14 protein-coding genes and 1 pseudogene are annotated in these 15,968 nt (G+C 68.9%); 8 read left to right on the top strand and 7 right to left on the bottom strand.

What is annotated here, in order from left to right; genetic code table 11:
* The first annotated feature begins 16 nt into the window (after positions 1-16).
* The 3 genes and pseudogenes from NB3_RS27520 to NB3_RS27510 all read left to right on the top strand — a co-directional run bounded on the left by NB3_RS27520 (position 17) and on the right by NB3_RS27510 (position 2,938).
* Positions 17-919 carry an aromatic prenyltransferase gene (locus NB3_RS27520; protein WP_067809161.1) on the top strand — a complete coding sequence of 301 codons (903 nt, stop codon included), beginning with the start codon at positions 17-19 and terminating at the stop codon, positions 917-919.
* 102 nt (positions 920-1,021) lie between these two features.
* Positions 1,022-1,533, top strand: a pseudogene (locus NB3_RS27515) (Dps family protein).
* Positions 1,534-1,636: 103 nt separating this feature from the next.
* On the top strand, positions 1,637-2,938 hold the full coding sequence (locus NB3_RS27510) for an SDR family oxidoreductase (RefSeq protein ID WP_084823728.1): 1,302 nt from the start codon (positions 1,637-1,639) through the stop codon (positions 2,936-2,938).
* Here the strand turns inward: NB3_RS27510 and NB3_RS27505 are convergent.
* Genes NB3_RS27505 through NB3_RS27495 form a run of 3 tightly spaced genes read right to left on the bottom strand, consistent with a single transcriptional unit; the run spans position 2,925 to position 6,643 of the window.
* Positions 2,925-3,725 (bottom strand): crotonase/enoyl-CoA hydratase family protein, encoded by an 801-nt coding sequence (locus NB3_RS27505; RefSeq protein ID WP_067809156.1) that lies wholly within the window; start codon positions 3,723-3,725, stop codon positions 2,925-2,927. The two genes, NB3_RS27510 and NB3_RS27505, sit on opposite strands and share 14 nt — an antisense overlap.
* On the bottom strand, positions 3,718-5,868 hold the full coding sequence (locus tag NB3_RS27500; RefSeq protein ID WP_067809154.1) for an acetate--CoA ligase family protein: 2,151 nt from the start codon (positions 5,866-5,868) through the stop codon (positions 3,718-3,720). The genes NB3_RS27505 and NB3_RS27500 overlap by 8 nt, the downstream gene beginning before the upstream one ends.
* Before the next feature lies 1 nt (position 5,869).
* On the bottom strand, positions 5,870-6,643 hold the full coding sequence (locus NB3_RS27495) for an enoyl-CoA hydratase/isomerase family protein (RefSeq protein WP_067809152.1): 774 nt from the start codon (positions 6,641-6,643) through the stop codon (positions 5,870-5,872).
* A gap of 159 nt (positions 6,644-6,802) precedes the next feature.
* Here NB3_RS27495 and NB3_RS27490 point away from each other — a divergent pair, with 159 nt between their 5' ends.
* The gene (locus tag NB3_RS27490) at positions 6,803-8,236 is read left to right on the top strand and encodes an amino acid permease (protein WP_218020648.1); all 1,434 of its coding nucleotides are present in this window, start codon (positions 6,803-6,805) and stop codon (positions 8,234-8,236) included.
* Here NB3_RS27490 and NB3_RS27485 read toward each other — a convergent pair.
* On the bottom strand, positions 8,215-9,114 hold the full coding sequence (locus NB3_RS27485) for a MurR/RpiR family transcriptional regulator (protein ID WP_067809148.1): 900 nt from the start codon (positions 9,112-9,114) through the stop codon (positions 8,215-8,217). The two genes, NB3_RS27490 and NB3_RS27485, sit on opposite strands and share 22 nt — an antisense overlap.
* A gap of 153 nt (positions 9,115-9,267) precedes the next feature.
* Between NB3_RS27485 and NB3_RS27480 the strand changes: the two genes are divergently transcribed.
* Complete coding sequence (locus NB3_RS27480; protein ID WP_084823727.1) at positions 9,268-9,855, top strand: hypothetical protein; 588 nt, start codon at positions 9,268-9,270, stop codon at positions 9,853-9,855.
* Between the two features lie 30 nt (positions 9,856-9,885).
* Here the strand turns inward: NB3_RS27480 and NB3_RS35715 are convergent, their stop codons facing one another.
* Complete coding sequence (locus NB3_RS35715) at positions 9,886-10,644, bottom strand: dienelactone hydrolase family protein (RefSeq protein WP_084823726.1); 759 nt, start codon at positions 10,642-10,644, stop codon at positions 9,886-9,888.
* A gap of 333 nt (positions 10,645-10,977) precedes the next feature.
* Between NB3_RS35715 and NB3_RS27470 the strand changes: the two genes are divergently transcribed.
* Entirely contained in the window at positions 10,978-12,084 is a 1,107-nt protein-coding gene (locus NB3_RS27470) for a histone deacetylase-like amidohydrolase (protein ID WP_067809144.1), read from the top strand.
* A 76-nt stretch (positions 12,085-12,160) separates the two neighbouring features.
* Here NB3_RS27470 and NB3_RS27465 read toward each other — a convergent pair whose 3' ends face one another.
* The gene (locus NB3_RS27465; RefSeq protein WP_244892112.1) at positions 12,161-12,964 is read right to left on the bottom strand and encodes a class I SAM-dependent methyltransferase; all 804 of its coding nucleotides are present in this window, start codon (positions 12,962-12,964) and stop codon (positions 12,161-12,163) included.
* Positions 12,965-13,101: 137 nt separating this feature from the next.
* Here NB3_RS27465 and NB3_RS27460 point away from each other — a divergent pair, with 137 nt between their 5' ends.
* On the top strand, positions 13,102-13,473 hold the full coding sequence (locus NB3_RS27460; protein ID WP_244892111.1) for a YrdB family protein: 372 nt from the start codon (positions 13,102-13,104) through the stop codon (positions 13,471-13,473).
* Between the two features lie 99 nt (positions 13,474-13,572).
* Here NB3_RS27460 and NB3_RS27455 read toward each other — a convergent pair whose 3' ends face one another.
* Positions 13,573-14,058, bottom strand: coding sequence for a MarR family winged helix-turn-helix transcriptional regulator (locus NB3_RS27455; RefSeq protein ID WP_067809138.1), 486 nt, complete (start codon positions 14,056-14,058; stop codon positions 13,573-13,575).
* A 108-nt stretch (positions 14,059-14,166) separates the two neighbouring features.
* Here NB3_RS27455 and NB3_RS27450 point away from each other — a divergent pair, with 108 nt between their 5' ends.
* Complete coding sequence (locus tag NB3_RS27450; RefSeq protein WP_067809136.1) at positions 14,167-15,687, top strand: FAD-dependent monooxygenase; 1,521 nt, start codon at positions 14,167-14,169, stop codon at positions 15,685-15,687.
* Positions 15,688-15,968 lie beyond the last annotated feature (281 nt).

Here is a 15,968-nt window from a genome sequence, read left to right as displayed (position 1 = left end):
TATTCGGGGTTGACGTATGAGCAGCACATCGGCCACTGTCACGCTCGACCGGCTGCGCCGGGATCTGCGGGAATTCGCGCGCTTGGCACGAGCGGGTTACGACCCCGCGGTGGTGGATCCGGCGCTGGAGGCCCTCGCCGATCTATGGACCGGGTCGGTGGTCGGTGTGCGCACCACGACCCATCCGGTCCCCGACCGCGAGGTCAACGCCAGGGTGCAGCACTCGGGCGCACCGGCCGAGCTGCTGGAGACGTTGCGCGAAGCCGGGCTGATCAGCTTCACCGGACATCCGATGGAGCGATTGCTGACCGAGGTCTGCGCCGAGGTCCCGGCAGGGTCGGCCGTCGACCTCTCCCTCACCGGCGGTGTGCAGAAGGTCTGGCTGTTCTTCGCCGATGTCCTCGATGTCGAGCGGATGCTCGCGTTCCCCGGCATTCCGGACGCGGCACGCTCGCATGCCGAGCACTTGACCCGCTACGGCGGCAAGATCGGCATCCTCGCGGTGGATTTCGCCGGGCGAACCATGAACTTGTACTCCCAGGTGCTGCCCCCTGGCACGATCACCTCCGGCGACATCGCCACCATGCTGACCGATCTGGATTTCGTGGCGGCCACCGACGAGGAACTGGCGCTGTTCGACGGCACGTTCAACGTCTACCGCACGTTCTCCTGGACGTCGCCGCGCATGCGACGCATCTGCTTCCCGCAGCGCTATCAGGAAGCGAATTTCCCGCGCGACCTCGATCCGGTGCTGACTCGTTTCGTCGACGGAGCGCCGCGCGCCTTCGAGGGGCCACGCGGCATCACCCTCTACGCCGCCTACGGCCCGCGATCGCGCTACTACAAGGTGCAAGCCGAATACACGACGGTCCACGCTGCCGCCATCCCCGGCGGCGGCGCCGCGCCACGGGCGAGATGAGCGCGGGGTCCTGCCGCCGCGTGACCTACCCGACACTACAATCTGGAATGGTTCCAATAAAGCCCGCGTTGTTCTCCGTGAAGATTCGAAAGGAGTGCAACCATGACCACGGCACACCAGGCCCAGCAGCGAACCAACCGTCGCCTCGCCGACGAGGTCGGGAATTTCACCGGCTCCCCTCGGCTGGCGGCCGATCTGCAGCGCGTCCTCGTCGATCTCGTCGAGTTGCACCTGCAAGGCAAGCAGGCCCACTGGAACGTCGTCGGACCCAACTTCCGCGACCTGCACCTGGCGCTCGACGAACTCGTCGATGCGGCTAGGGAGGGCAGCGACACCATCGCCGAGCGGATGCGAGCCCTCGACGCGGTGCCCGACGGACGCTCCGACACCGTCGCCGCGACGACGAGCCTTCCCCCTTCCCGGCCCAAGAGGTGAACTCCGCCGACGTCGTCGACCTGATCACGACCCGGACGTACGCGGCGATCGACACCCTCCGCGACGTGCACGACGCCGTGGACGCCGAAGACCCGAGCACCAGCGATCTGCTCCACCAGATCACCGCCTCGCTGGAGAAACTGGCGTGGCTCATCAAGTCGGAGAATCGCAAGGTCTAGCCACCGCGGAACTGGTGCCCCTCGGCCGATTGCCCCTCGATCACGGGTCTCGCCGCACCCGCGGCCGCACACGATAGTGGTGGGACCGAATGGTCGCGGTTCGATGGGACACCGGATGCGGGGATATGTGCGCTCGATCGCCGAGCTGATCGGATCCAGCGTCTCGTCTGCCTCCGCATCGCCGCCCTCGCTCTCCGAAGAGCTGCGCGCGCGGATAGCGGCGGACACGGCATGGGAGTCCGGACCCATCCCGGGTCCGGCGGCGGGAATGTCCGTGCCCGCACCGGCACGGGTTCTCTTGACCGGCGCGACCGGATTCCTCGGCGCACATCAACTGAGCGAACTGACGGCTCGCACCGACGCCGAGATACTGTGCCTGGTGCGCGCGGCGGATCGAAGCGAGGCGCAGGCACGGATCGAGGCCGCGCTGCGGCACTACCGCTTGTGGCGGTCGAGCGCGCGTCACCGGATCGTGCCGGTGCTCGGCGATCTCACGAAACCGCGATTCGGACTGCGCGAAGCAGAGTTCCGCGGGCTCTGCGGAGTGGACGCGATCGTGCACAACGGCGCGCGGGTCAATCACGTCGAACCCTATGCGCGGCTCCGGGCGGCGAATGTCACGGGCACGCGGACCGTGCTGCGCCTGGCGCTGGCACGCGGCGTCCCTGTCCATTTCGTTTCCACCACGTCCGTGGCGGTCGCGGACGGAAGGGCGCCGCGTGAACCGGTGCCCGAATCCGCTCGTCCTACGCTGGGACAGCTGCGTAGCAGCGGCTACACGCTGACCAAATGGGCTGGGGAAGAACTGATGGCCCAGGCGGCCGCTCACGGTCTTCCGGTGGTCGTTCATCGGCCCGACCGCGTCTGTGGACGCGTCGCCGTCGGCGCGGTGAGCACCGACGACGCGTTCTGGACACTCGTGCGCGCCGCCGTCGTCCTCGGCGCCGTACCGGCGGAGGACGCCGAGGTTCGACTCGTGCCGGCCGATTACGTCGCGGCGGTCATCGTCCACGTCCTGCTGCACGGGGCCCGCGCCCGGGTGCACCATGTGGTGAACCAGACTTCGATTCCACTTTCCGCACTGTGGGACCTGCTGCGGCGCAAGCGGTTCCGCCTCCGGCCGTTGCCGTCGCACGAACTCGTCGCGAGACTGACCTCCGCCGCCGGTGGCGACCCCGGCCTCGCGCGCGCTCTCGCGCTGAGCCAGCGGACCGGCGCGGGCGCCGTCCACTTCGACGACGCCAACACCACCGCCGCGCTGGCCGGATCCGCGATCAGCTGCCCACCGATGTCCATCGAACTGCTCGACCGCCATCTCGACCATCTCATCGATATCGGCTTCCTGCCCCGTCCGGCCTCCGCGCCCCGGTCGATCGCGGCACACACTCGGCTCAGCGGCCCGTGAACTCGGGAGGTCTGCGCTGCGACATTGCCGCGACGGCCTCCTGGTGGTCCTCGGTGTGGTGCGCGGCGGCCTGCATCGCGGCCGAGAGTTCGAGCAGGCTGTCCAAGGTCTGCTGTGTTCCTTCGCGCAGCAGACGCTTGGTCATCCGCAGCGCGTGCGGCGGATTGCCGCACACTCGGGCGGCGAGCCCGCGGGCGGCCGCCATGAGCGCGCCCGGCTCGACCACCTCGGAGACCAGTCCCCAGTCGAGTGCGGTGTTCGCATCGATCGGCTCGCCGGTGAAGGCCATCTCACAGGCCCTGGCCATGCCGATCGCCCTCGGCAGCAGCCAGGCGCCACCGTCCCCGGGGACGAGCCCGACCTTGACGAAGCTCTCGGCGAAGACCGCGGTCGCGGCGGCGACGCGCATATCGCACATCAGCGCCAGATCCAGACCCGCGCCGACGGCCGGGCCGTTGACGGCGGCGATGGTGGGTATCTCACAGTGGTAGAGGGCTTTCGGAATGCGCTGGATGCCGTGCCGGTATGACTGGCGCAACTGCGCCGGTGCGCCGCCGAACATCCCGGTCCGCCCGCGCATGTGCTTGACGTTGCCGCCGGAGGAGAACGCCGGGCCCGCGCCGGTGAGGATCGCCGCCCGCAGACTGTGGTCCCGGTTGGCCGCCGCCACCGCGTCCTCGATGGCGTCGATGGTGTCGGCGTCGGAGATCGGATTGCGGGCTCGCGGGTTGTTCAACGTCCAGACGACCACGTCTCCGGTCCGCTCGATCAGTATCGGCTCACTCATCACGTTCTCCAGCGAGATTCTCGGCCAGCACGATTCGCACGTCGACCGGGGTGATCACCGACCCCGACGCGATCACCGGATTCAGATCCAGTTCGGAGATCTCCGGGTGCGCGGCGACGAAGTCCCCGACCCGCACGAGAAACCGCGCGAGGCTGCCGCGATCGACGGCGGGCAGATGCCGGTAACCGTCGAGCATCCGAGCAGCGATCGTCTCCTGGATCATCTCGCTGGCTTCCGGTTCGGTGAGGGGGACGGCCCGGAAGGTGACGTCCCGCACCGCATCGACCAGCACCCCGCCGGTGCCGAAAGCCAGCACAGGTCCGAAGACCGGATCGCAAGTGGCGCCCACGAGCAACTCCACACCGGCCTCGGCCATGGGCGTCACGATCATGCCGTCGATGCGGGCGCCGGGCACTTCCGCGGTGACCGCGTCGACGATGCCTTGGGCGTGCTCGGTCGCGGTGGCGGCCACCACGCCCAGCCTGACCCCTCCGACGTCGGACTTGTGGATCACCTGCGCGGAGACGACTTTCACCGCGCAGGGCCGCCCGAACGCGGCGACGGCCGGGCCCACCGCGTCGACGCCGCGCACGAAGGTCCATCCGCCGACGTCGATTCCCGCGTCCGCCAGCGCCCGCCGCGCGGCGGGCTCGTCGAGAACGCCCGACCCCGGGATGGGCCGGGCGGGCGGCGGCAAGAGCAGCGCGGAGCGCTGGGCGCGGTCGGCCCGCGCCAGGCCACGCCGCCGCAAAGCGGCGACCACCCGTACAGCGTGCTCGATCGAGCCGAGCACCGGTACGCCGCCGGCTCGCAGGCGGTCGTGGTTGGCGATGTCCAGATTCGCGTAGCAGCTCTGGATCAACAGCGGCACATCGTATTCGGCCGACAGCGCGAGCAAGGCGCCCGCGGCGGCGTCCTCGGTCTCGCGCAGCGCTGGATCGAACCGGAGGTGGTAGCCGCCGTACAGGCCGATGATCAGCACGAGACCGACAGCCGGGTCGCGCATGAGGATCTCGGCGGCTTCGGCGAAGACCATCGGGTCGGCGTCGGCGGCGCCCGCGAGGTCCACCGGGCCCGCCACCGCGGCGGCGGCGCCGAGCAGGTGCCGCAACTGCTGCTGCGTTCGCTCGCTCAGCCGCGCCGCTTCGATGCCCCGCGCGGCCAGGGCATCCGCGGCCAGCGCGGCGTGACCGCCGCCATCGCTGAGGACCGCCACCGTGCGGCCGGGAGCGATGGGAGCGCAGAGGGCGAGCGCTCCGGCGACGACGGCGAGTTCGTCGGAACGGTCGACCAGTTCCACCCCGGCCTGGCGCAGGACGGCGGTCGCCACGGCGTCCGAGCCGGCGATCGAACCGGTATGCGAGGCCGCCGCGCGGCGGCCGCCCTCCGAACGCCCGCCGCGCAGCAGCACGACCGGCGTCTCCGGCACGGTCCGCGCGGCCGCCACCAGGAACGAGCGCCCGTCGGCGAATCCCTCGGAGTGGATCGCCACCACACCGGTTTCCGGATGACGGGCGAGTTCGACGAGGCATTCGTCGTAGCGGACGTCGGCTTGATTGCCCAACCCCACGTACGCGTGGAAGCCGGGACCCTTCGCCGCGCGATCGTCGTTCACCAACGACAACAACATGTTCCCGCTCTGCGTGATGACGCTGATGGGTCCGCGCGGAACATCCCGCAAGCCGACGAGATTCGCACCGGAGGTCAGATTCAGCAGCCCGGAGGTGTTCGGGCCGATCACCCGGATCCCGGTCTCCTCGATCACCTCAACCAGCGCGGCGGCGAGATCCGCGCCGTCCGCCCCGATCTCGCCGAAACCGTTGGCCAGCACCACCGCTCCGGCGATACCCGCGGCCGCGCACTCCCGCAGCACCCCCGGCACGGCGGCCGCGGGCACGGCGATCAACGCGACATCGGCGCCTGCGGGAACCTCATCGATCGATGCGTGAACGTCGAGGCCGAGGATCCGATCCGTGTTCGGGTTGACCGGGTAGACGGGGTGGGCGTATCCGCCCTCTCGCAGGGCCCGGATGACTTGATGACCACGCTTCGCCGGGTCGGCGGACGCGCCGACCACCACGATGGAGCGGGGGTCGAGCAGCCGTTCGAGCGCGGTGCGCACCGGTGCGTCGAGTGTGGTCATGTCACTTCCCTTCGAAGACGGGAGTGCGGCGTTCGGCGAAGGCCGCGACGCCCTCGGCCCAGTCCCTGGTCGCCATCAACTCGAGGATCTGGCGCGGCTCGGTGGCGAGGGCGACGTCGAGGGGATCGTCGCGGCGCAGCGCTGCCTTCATCCGCGCCAGCGGCAACGGAGCTTTGGCCGCCAGCGATTCGGCGAGTCCGCGCGCGGTGTCGAGAAGGATGTCGCCGGAGACGGACGCGTAGGCCAGCCCCCAGTCGAAAGCCCTTGTGCCGTCGCATCGTTCGCCGAGGATGAGCAGGTCGGCAGCCCGGCGCAGACCGATCAGCCGGGGCAGCCGATGGGTGACTCCGCCGCCGACGAACGTCCCGATGCTCACTTCGGGAAAGCCGATCTGCGCGTCCTCGGCCATGACGAGAAAGTCCGCGCTGACGGCCAGCTCGGCGCCGGCGCCGAGCGCGTAGCCCGCGACGGCGGCGACCACCGGCGTGTCCATCCGCTGGATCTGCTCGCACGCCCGCTGCGCCAGATCGAGGTAGTGGGCTTGCTCGGCGGGCGTTCGAGTGCCGGAGCGGTGCGCTTTCAGATCGGCGCCCGCGCAGAACGCGCGGCCGGCGCCGTGCAGGATCACGCAGCGCACCTGCGGATCGGAATCGGCGACGACCAGATGACCGATCAACGCTTCGTAGAGCTCTTCGCTGACCGCGTTGAGCCGCTCCGGGCGGTTCAACGTCAGCGTCGCGATGGGACCGGACCTGCTCACCAGCACCGTGGACATGTCGTTCAGTTCCTCCTGCTCGGGGTCGAAGCCACACTATGCCATATGAATTGCATTCTCAGCCGTGGATGCAAATCGATTTGCACAGGCGGGGTGGGCGGTGTTGCATGACCGACCATCAGTTACCCGGGTCACAGCCCACGGTCCTTGGGAGGCATCGTGCCCACCGCAATCCCCCACGCGGGAAACCTGAAGCACGCCATCAACACTCGTCAGCTCACGATGATCGGCATCGGCGGCGTCATCGGCGCCGGTTTGTTCGTCGGCAGCGGCAACGCGATCGCCGCCGCCGGGCCCGGCATCGTCCTGGCCTATCTGTTCACCGGCTTGGTCGTCATCCTGGTGATGCGCATGCTGGCCGAATTGGCCACGGCCAGTCCGGAAACCGGTTCGTTCTCCAGCTACGCCGCGCGCGAACTCGGGCCGTGGGCCGGGCTGTCGGTCGGCTGGGTGTACAGCTACCACTGGTGCGTGACGGTCGCTTTCGAGGCCGTCGCGGGTGGCGCGATCGCCGGTCAACTGATGCCCGCCGTGCCCGCCTGGGCGTTCGCCTTGCTCTTCCTGAGCGTTCTGACCGGAGTCAATCTGGCCGCGGTCAGCTCGTTCGCGCGTTTCGAGTTCTGGTTCGCCCTCGTCAAGGTCGCCGCGATCGTCGTCTTCATCGGCATCGGCATCGCCGCGATCTGCGGCGCGTTCCCGCACTACCCAGCGCCGGGCACGACGAACCTGCTGGGCCGGGGCGGCCTGCTGCCCAACGGCTTCGCTCCCCTACTCGCCGCGTCGCTGACGGTCTTCTTCTCCTACTTCGGCACCGAATTGGTGACCATCGCCGCGGGTGAGGCCGCCGATCCCGTCGAGGCCGTTCGGGCGAGCATGCGCAGCGTCGCCGGGCGCATCCTGATCTTCTACGTGGGCTCGATGCTGGTGGTCGTGACATTGCTGCCATGGGACAGCGCCGAGATCACCGAAAGTCCGTACACCGCGGTGCTGAACCTGCTGAACATCCCCGGCGCCAGGACCATCATGAATCTGATCGTGCTCACCGCGGTGCTGTCATGCCTGAACTCCGGGCTCTACTCCGCCTCCCGCATGCTGTTCTCCCTGGCCCGGCGCGGAGAGGGACCGCGACCACTCGGCCGCACCACCCGTTCCGGCGTGCCGACGGCCGGTGTTCTCGCCGCCGCGAGCGCCGGATTCCTGGCCGTGGCCGCGAACTACTTCCTGCCCACCGGGGCGGTCTTCAGCTTCCTGCTCAGTTCGTCCGGCGCGGTCGCGGTGGTCGTCTACCTGTACATCTGCGCCACCTACATCGCCGGCCGGCGCAACGGCGCCGCCGTGGAATCCGCCGCGCCCGCGGTGCGGATGTGGGGGGCTTCCTACCTGCCGTACCTGGTGCTGCTCACCCTGCTGGGCATCGTGGCGGGAATGGTCTTCGGATCCGGCACCAGGACGCCGCTGGCGCTGACTCTCGTGGTCACCTGCCTGGCCGTGGCCGCGGGCGTGCTGCACCAGCGTCGCGCGGGCCGGAATGTGGTGATGGCGCCGGTGGATCAGCCACGGACTCCGGAAGATCAGTCGCCGTCGGCGGCGTAGACGCCGAATTCGTCCAGCAGTCGCTCCTCTTCCAGCAGCGTCTCGCGCACCTCGTGGCCGAGCAGGTGAGCCACCGCGCCGGACATCGCCTGGACGATCGACGTGAACGCGGTCATCGAACGCAGCACGCTCGCGCTCGACGCCTCGACGTAGAAGGTCTCGTGCGCCGCCGCCGCCAGAGGTGAGGCCGGGGTGTCGGTCAGCGCCACCACGTGCGCACCGCGCCTGCGGGCCCACTGCGCCGCGCGGACGGTGTCCAGGCTGTAGCGATGGATCGAGAGGACCACGAAACAATCCCCCGCGCGAACGCGGCGCAGCTCGTCCGTCAGCGAACCACTGGTCCCCGTCAGGCTCACCACGTCCTCGCGCAGCAGACCGAGCAGGTAGCCCAGCAGGTACGCCGGGGCGTGGCACTTGCGCAGACCCATCACGTGCACTCGCGGCGCGCGCGCCAGCCGCGCGGCCACCGCGTCCCAGGTGGCGTCCGCGATGCCGGCGAAGGAGCGGGCGATATTCGCCTGGTCCAGCACCACCTGACGCTCCCGCAGGCCCGCATCCTGCTCCATCAAGTGCTCGAGGTTCTCGAAACGCCGCAGCAGCTGCGCCCGCTCGCGCAGCCGTTCCTGGCACAGGCGGGCCAAACCGGGGTACCCCTTCAGCCCGAGACCGTTGGCGAACCGCACCACGGTCGCCTCGTTGACCGCCACCGCGCTCGCCAGATCGGACACGGTCATGAACGCCACCGCCTCCGGGTCCGACAGGACGCGCTCGGCCAGCTTCCTGTGCGAGGCCGACAGCGAATTCCAGCGGGCGCGGATCTCCCCGACCAGATCGTCGAACGTGGCCGGACCAGTCGCCGTCTCCGCATTCGCGCCCACCGCGCCTCCTCCACCACATCGACCACCACCAGTGCTTCCCCAATCTATCCGACCGAGCCGGCGGCACCTCCGGCTCCGATGACCGAGCCGAGGCTCCGCCGACCCCAGTCATCGGCGCGATCGCATGTCCGGATCGCCGGATACGCTGGGCGCGTGCCCATCTCGTTCGACACCGCGAATCTGGAGCAGGTCGACACCGCGACCTGGCGGAATACCCATACCGGCGACATGGTGAACGTGTCGTACTTCGACCTCGTCCCGGATCTGCCCGCGCCATTGGAGGATCTGCCGACCCTGCGCCGTCGCCTGGCCGAGCGGAGCGCCGAGAACGGCTGCCTGATCGAGGCGTTCGTGGTGTGGCTCGACGCGCAGCCCGCGCTGCTGCGGATGGAGAAACTGCCTTTGCCCCAGCAGCCACACGGCTTGGTGTTCGCCGCGTCCGTCATCGTTCCGAAGGCCCGCAGCAGCGCGGTTCTCCAGATCCTGTGTCCCGAAACCGGGACCACGGGACTGCGTGAGGCCCTGCTGGCCACCAAGATCGGCTTCGACGGCATGTACCCGCCGCATCCGTACGCCCCCGAGGTACGGGGGCGGCTACCGTACAACGCCGCCGACGACATGCGCTGGGACGCGGAGTTCCCCGACCATCCGCTCAGCCGTGCCCGTCGCTGGATCGCGCACACCGTCCCGACCGCCCGGTTGGCCCCGGAGTTCGCGGCGCTGCCACCGTTCGCCTGCTGAAGGGAAGTCCGCGCCGCCGACCCCGCCGGATCAGGACGCGCTCAACTCGGCGGCGAAGAGGTCGCGCACGCGCCGCCAGGAATCCTCGGCGGCCTGCTTGTCGTAGACCTCGCGGCCCGGAAAGAAGAAGGCGTGCCGGGCCTGCGGATACACCACGACATCGTGGCGAACGCCCGCCGCCGACAGCGCCGCACCGATCCGGTCCCGCTGATCGGCATCGATGACGTGGTCCTGCCCGGCGAAGAACAGCGCCAGCCGGGCGGTGATCCGCGACGTCGCCGCCAGCAACGGCTCAGGAACGCTCAACGCCGTACCCGCGTCGGGCAGCCAGCCCGGATAGTAGATCGCGGCGGCGTGCAGGGGCAGCCGGGTCGCCGCGAAATAGGTGACATGACCACCGAGGCTGAAGCCGAGCATGCCGGTCCGGTCACCAGCCCCGGCATGGGCGCGGGCATGGTCGGCGGCGGCGCGCAGGTCCGCCTCGACACCGTCGCGTGTCAATCGGCCCAGCAGTTCGAACGCGTGGGCGCGGTTGGCGTCGCTCTCCTCGATCCCGGACGAGGTCTCGGGGCCGGAGCGGTGGTACAGATTCGGCGCGATCGCCACATAGCCCAGCGCGGCCACATCGCGCACCACGGCCCGGACCTCGTTCGTCAGGCCCCACAACTCCGCTCCGACCAGGACGAGCGGATAGTCGCCCGATCCCTGCGGCCGGGCGAGGTAGGCCGCCATGGGCGTCGCGTCGTCCTGGGGGATTTCGATCTGCTCGGCCGTGATCTCGTATGTCACGACGCCACTGTATCCGCTTCGGATCCGCAAGACGCCTGGGCAATTCGCTTCCCGTTCTTGGGAATTAAACGCCGCACGTTGCGCGGGACAGGGAAACGCCCCCGACGACGTGCGTTCCGCCGGGATCCTCGACGACCGCTTGCCCGAAGCGTGGTCGCTCGCGGAGGCGCCGGTTCGAGCGCCGAGGGTTCGCGCCGCCCGCCGCCCAAGCGTGGCAACCTCTCTGGTTGCGGAACGATCGCTGCCGTGCTTGTAATGAGCCCGAGCACCCGCCGCGGCGGGACGAGACCAAGGTGGACGGCGTGGCGGTCCGCCGACCGCTAGGAGTTCACGATGACAACTGGATACGTATGGAACACCCTCTACGGGTGGGCCGACACCGGCAGCGGAAGTCTGTTCCCGTCCGACGCGACGGCCGGTCTCCAGCCGATCGGCCACCACCTCGCGCATCCCGACACCAAACGGCGGTTCCACGAATTGGTCTCGGTGTCCGGGCTGCTGGACAAGTTGCACTCGATCAAGGCCGAACCCGCCGAAGAGGCCGACATCTTGCGGGTGCACACCGCACAACACCTGGAGCGGATCAAGGCCGAGAATCTACAGCCCAAGGGTGGGGACGCCGGTGACGGCGTCTCCTCGTTCGGCAAGGGCGGATACGAGATCGCCGCGCTGTCGGCGGGCGGTGCGATCGCACTCGTGAAACAGGTGCTGGCGGGGACGGTCGACAACGGTTACGCGCTGGTCAATCCGCCGGGCCACCACGCGACCCGCGCTACCGGCATGGGATTCTGCCTGTTCAACAACGTTTCCATCGCCGCCGCCTACGCCAAAGACGTTCTCGGCGTGCGGCGCATCGCCGTCGTCGACTGGGACGTCCACCACGGCAACGGCACCCAGGACATCTGGTACGAGGACCCGTCGGTGCTGACCCTCTCGATCCACCAGCATCTGTGCTTCCCACCGGACTCCGGCTACCGGGAGGAGCGCGGCGCGGGCGACGGACACGGGTACGCGATCAACGTTCCCCTCCCGCCCGGCAGCGGAGACGCCGCGTATCTGCATGCGATCGACCGAGTCGTCGAACCGGCGCTGCACGCCTTCGCGCCGGAGTTGATCATCGTCGCGTCCGGCTTCGACGCGAGCATTCTCGATCCGCTGGCCCGGCAAATGGTCACCAGCGGCGGCTTCCGGCACCTGACCCGCCGGATGCTGGACATCGCGGCCGCCACCTCCGCGGGCCGGATCGCCTTCGTACAGGAAGGCGGCTACAGCCCGCACTATGTTCCGTTCTGCGGGCTGGCCGTCCTGCGCGAACTGCTGGGCGAGCAGTTCCAGGATGACCCGTACACGCCGATCGTCACGACCCAGGGCGGCGACGTCCTGCTCGACCACGAGGCCGCGGCGATCGAAGCGGCCGCGGCCTTGGTCGCCGACCTCTGACGCCGATCTGTCGCAAGGTGGTAGCCGATCGGGTGCATCGGGATTCGCCGGACCGGCGATGATCGGCGGGGCGGGCTCACACCGTGGAGGCGTGGACCAGGTGTGGCACCGAATCCGCGGGCCAAGCAGTGGTTGCGACGCCATAGCCACTGAGCAACTCTGTCGCGGTGTGGTCTTCGACGCGGGTGAAGCCGAAGGACAGCAACGCACTGCGGATCTGCTCCGCGGTGAAGAAACTGATCCACGGTTCGCCCACCGCGGCGACTCGATCCGCGCGTGCCCGCCTGCCATCGGCCGGGGCGTCGGACAGCGGGTAGACGTAGTCGAAGACCACCTCCGCGGCCGCGCCGTGACCGGCGATGTAGCGCAGCGTGTCGTCGACCGACGTCCTGGTCAGATACACGGCGACGCCCAGCCAGACGAACACGGCGTCGCGGGTGCGGTCCAGACCCGCCGCGGCCAATCCGGCGGCGAGTGTCGACTGTTCGAAGTCGATCGGGGCGAACGTCAGCGATGACGGGATCGCGATTCCGCTCTCGGCCAGCCTGCGCCGCTTCCATTCCTGGGTGGCGGGGTGATCGACCTCGAAGAATCGCACGTTCTCGGAGGTATTGCGGTAGGCGCTGGTGTCCAGCCCCGCACCGAGCACGACCACCTGGCCCGTGCCCCTGGCGACGGCGGCCGCCACGACGTCATCGGCGAAGCGGCTGCGCGCCGCGATGAACAGGCGCCGCCGACGAGCCAGATCTTCGTCGACGCCTCGATCGAATTCGTCTGCCCCGAGCGCGGTTTCGCCGACGATGCGCGACGCCAGCGGATCGGTGAACACCCGCGGCTCGGCGGCGACCTGATGGTGGGCCCGCGCTCGCGCTACGGCCATGGCGGTTCTACTCGGTTCCCCGACCTGCATGCCGCCACCCTACCGACACTGCCTGATCACCCCCGCGCCGGACGGCGAGCAGGACCGCTTGACGCACCGCCGGAAGTAGTGAGAGCATTGCTCTCTAGAAAGAGCGGTTGTCACTGGAGGTAGTTGTGCTCGGCGTGGTCAAAGCGGTCGATCTCGGCCTGATGTTCCTGTTGGAGCTGAGCGTGCTTGGCAGCGCCGGATACTGGGGTTTCACCGTGAACGCGCAGTGGCCGATCAGGTTCGCGGCGGGCATCGGCGCACCCCTGGTGCTGGCCGTACTGTGGGGCCTTTTCGCCGCCGGCGGCGGAACGAATGCCACCTACCCATTGCACGGCTTCGCTCGAATGCTCTTCGAATTGGCCTGGTTCGGCACCGGCGCGTTTGCGCTGTACGCCGCCGCGTCACTCACCCCGGCGGCGATCCTGTTCGCCTGCTACCTCGTCAACGGCGCACTGCGCCTGGCATGGAACCAAGGCTGACGCGGCACTGAAGCGGCCCCGCGCCGCCGGCGGTCATGCGCCGTCCAGGCGGTGCACCGATCCCGGCCGGTGCCGGATGATTGATGCCGCGTCGCAACACTATTCGGCGACAGCGTCCTCAACGACGGTGTCCAGGTGCGTCGACAGATCATCGACCAGACGACCGAGCAGGCGAACGAGGTCGCGCTGATCGGACTTCGACCATCCGGACAGGGCCTGGTCGAACCATCCGTCGATGACTCGCAGGTAGCGCCCGATCATCTTCGCACCGGTGGCGGTGAGGGTGATCAATCGGGCGCGCTGGTCGTCCGGGTCCGGCACACGCTCCACCAAGCGACGCCGCTCGAGACCGTTGAGCTGGCGCGTGACGTGCGGTCCGGCCACTTGCATCCGGGCCGCGATCTCCCCGACCCGCAATGGGCGCCCGGCGGATTCCAGGATCACCAGGATCGTCACCGCGGGTCGTTCCAGGGCGATTCCGGCCGCGGCAGTGGCTGTTTCGAACAACTGCCCGCGGCCCAGCGTATTGCTGAGCTGCGCCATGCGCGGCAGCAGGCCTTTCAGTGCTTTGTCGTCGCTGCCCATTCACTCCCCTTGTTAGATACCTAAGTTAGGTATACAGTACTCGCATCCCATCCCCTCCAGCGGATGGCATGCCGTCGCAAAAATAGATACCTAAGGTAGGTAGATGAAATGCAGACCGAAACCGATGTTCTCGTCGTCGGCGCAGGCCCGACCGGTCTGGCACTGGCGATCGACCTGGCCCGCCGTGGTGCCGACTACCGCATTGTCGACCGCGCCGCCGGGCCGAGCACGGCTTCGCGGGCCAAGACGATCCAGCCTCGGGCCTTGGAGGTGGCCGACGACCTCGGCGTGATCGATCGAGTGCTGGAGCTGGGCCGGGTACATGTGCCGACCCGGCACTACCACGGTGACCGCGTGATCTCCGAGGCCGTGGAGGCCGCGCTGGGAGTGCGCGATCCAGGGGTTCCCTACGCGCCGGTGTGGTTGTCGCAGCCGCTGTTCGAGCAGATCTTGCGCGACCGGCTCGCCGAACTCGGCGGCCGGGTCGAATGGGGAACCGAGGTCAGCGCCGTCGCGCAGACAGGTGAGGCCGTGACGGTGACCATGTCCACGCCCGTCGGCGACCGGCGCATGCGCGCCCGCTACGTCGTCGGCTGCGACGGTGGACGCAGTGTGGTGCGGGAGCGGATCGGTGCCACACTCGCCGGCGTGTCCTATGGCGACCACCGTTGGTGGCTCGGCGATGTGCGGATCGAGGGCTTGGACAGTCGCTGCCAGCACGTGTGGATGAGCCCCGAGCACGGGATCCTCTCGCTTTTCCCGCTGCCCAGTACCGATGTCTGGCAATTCCAGGCCTCCATTCCCGACGACGATCCCGATCCGGCGGCGCCGACGCTCGGGCTGTTCCGCCGCCTGTTCGCCGAGCATTCCGGGCTGCGAGACGTCCGTATCGAGGACGCGGGGTGGTTGTCGCTGTACCGGATCAACGTCTGCCTGGCGGACCGTTACCGGGTCGGTCGGGTCTTCCTCGCCGGGGACGCCGCGCATGTCCACTCCCCCGCTGGCGGGCAGGGCATGAACACCGGCATCCAGGATGCCTACAACCTCGGCTGGAAACTCGCCGCCGTTCTCGACGGCGCCGAGGAGACCCTCTTGGACACTTACGAAATCGAACGCCGCGCGGTCGCGCGGGCGGTTCTCGACGACAGCACCGACCGCCTGCACGCGCTCATGCACTCCGCGGGCAACGGCGACGGAGCGTCCGCCGTCCGTGGGCTCACCGACGATTTCACGACCGGGCTCACCATCGCCTACCCCGACAGCCCACTCACCGCACCCGGCCCGCGAGGCTGCCGCGTTCGTGCCGGCGACCGCGCTCCTGACGCCGTGGGTATCGACGCGTCGTCCGGTCGCGAAGTCCGGGTTTTCGATCTGCTGCGCGGCCCGCATTGGACCCTGCTCACCTTCGACCAGGGCAACGATCCCGGCACGGTCCATGACCTCGACGACCTCCGCATCGACGCACCGCGAGCAGTCCGGATCACCACCGATACAGCGGCTTCCGGGACCGACACCCTGATCGATGGAGACGGCAGTGTTCACCGCAACTACGACATCACCGGTAACACCGCGATACTCATCCGCCCCGACGGCTATATCGCAGCACGCGTTCCGGTGACGAACCCGTGATCGCGGGTCAACGACAGGCTGGCGCGGCACGGCTCCGAGCAGACACGGGGCCAGGTGAGGAGCAAGGGCTCGATCGGCATATGGGTCGGAGGACAGAACAAACCGATTCGGATTCGGGATGTTTCACAAGCCGACCGACCGCCGTTGACAGCGGGGGGCCGCCGCCGTACGTTCCTCGCACCGGTGCGGAGCATTTCGGCGATACGGCCGCTCCGCTGTCGTGACGAGGGGTTGTCGATGTCGACACAACCGTTGCCGAGCCACAGTGGTTTCCTCCGGCA

Origin of the sequence: Nocardia beijingensis NBRC 16342, assembly GCF_001612785.1 — a bacterium.
GTDB classification, from domain to species: domain Bacteria; phylum Actinomycetota; class Actinomycetes; order Mycobacteriales; family Mycobacteriaceae; genus Nocardia; species Nocardia beijingensis.
This window is presented reverse-complemented; position numbering and strand designations above follow the sequence as displayed.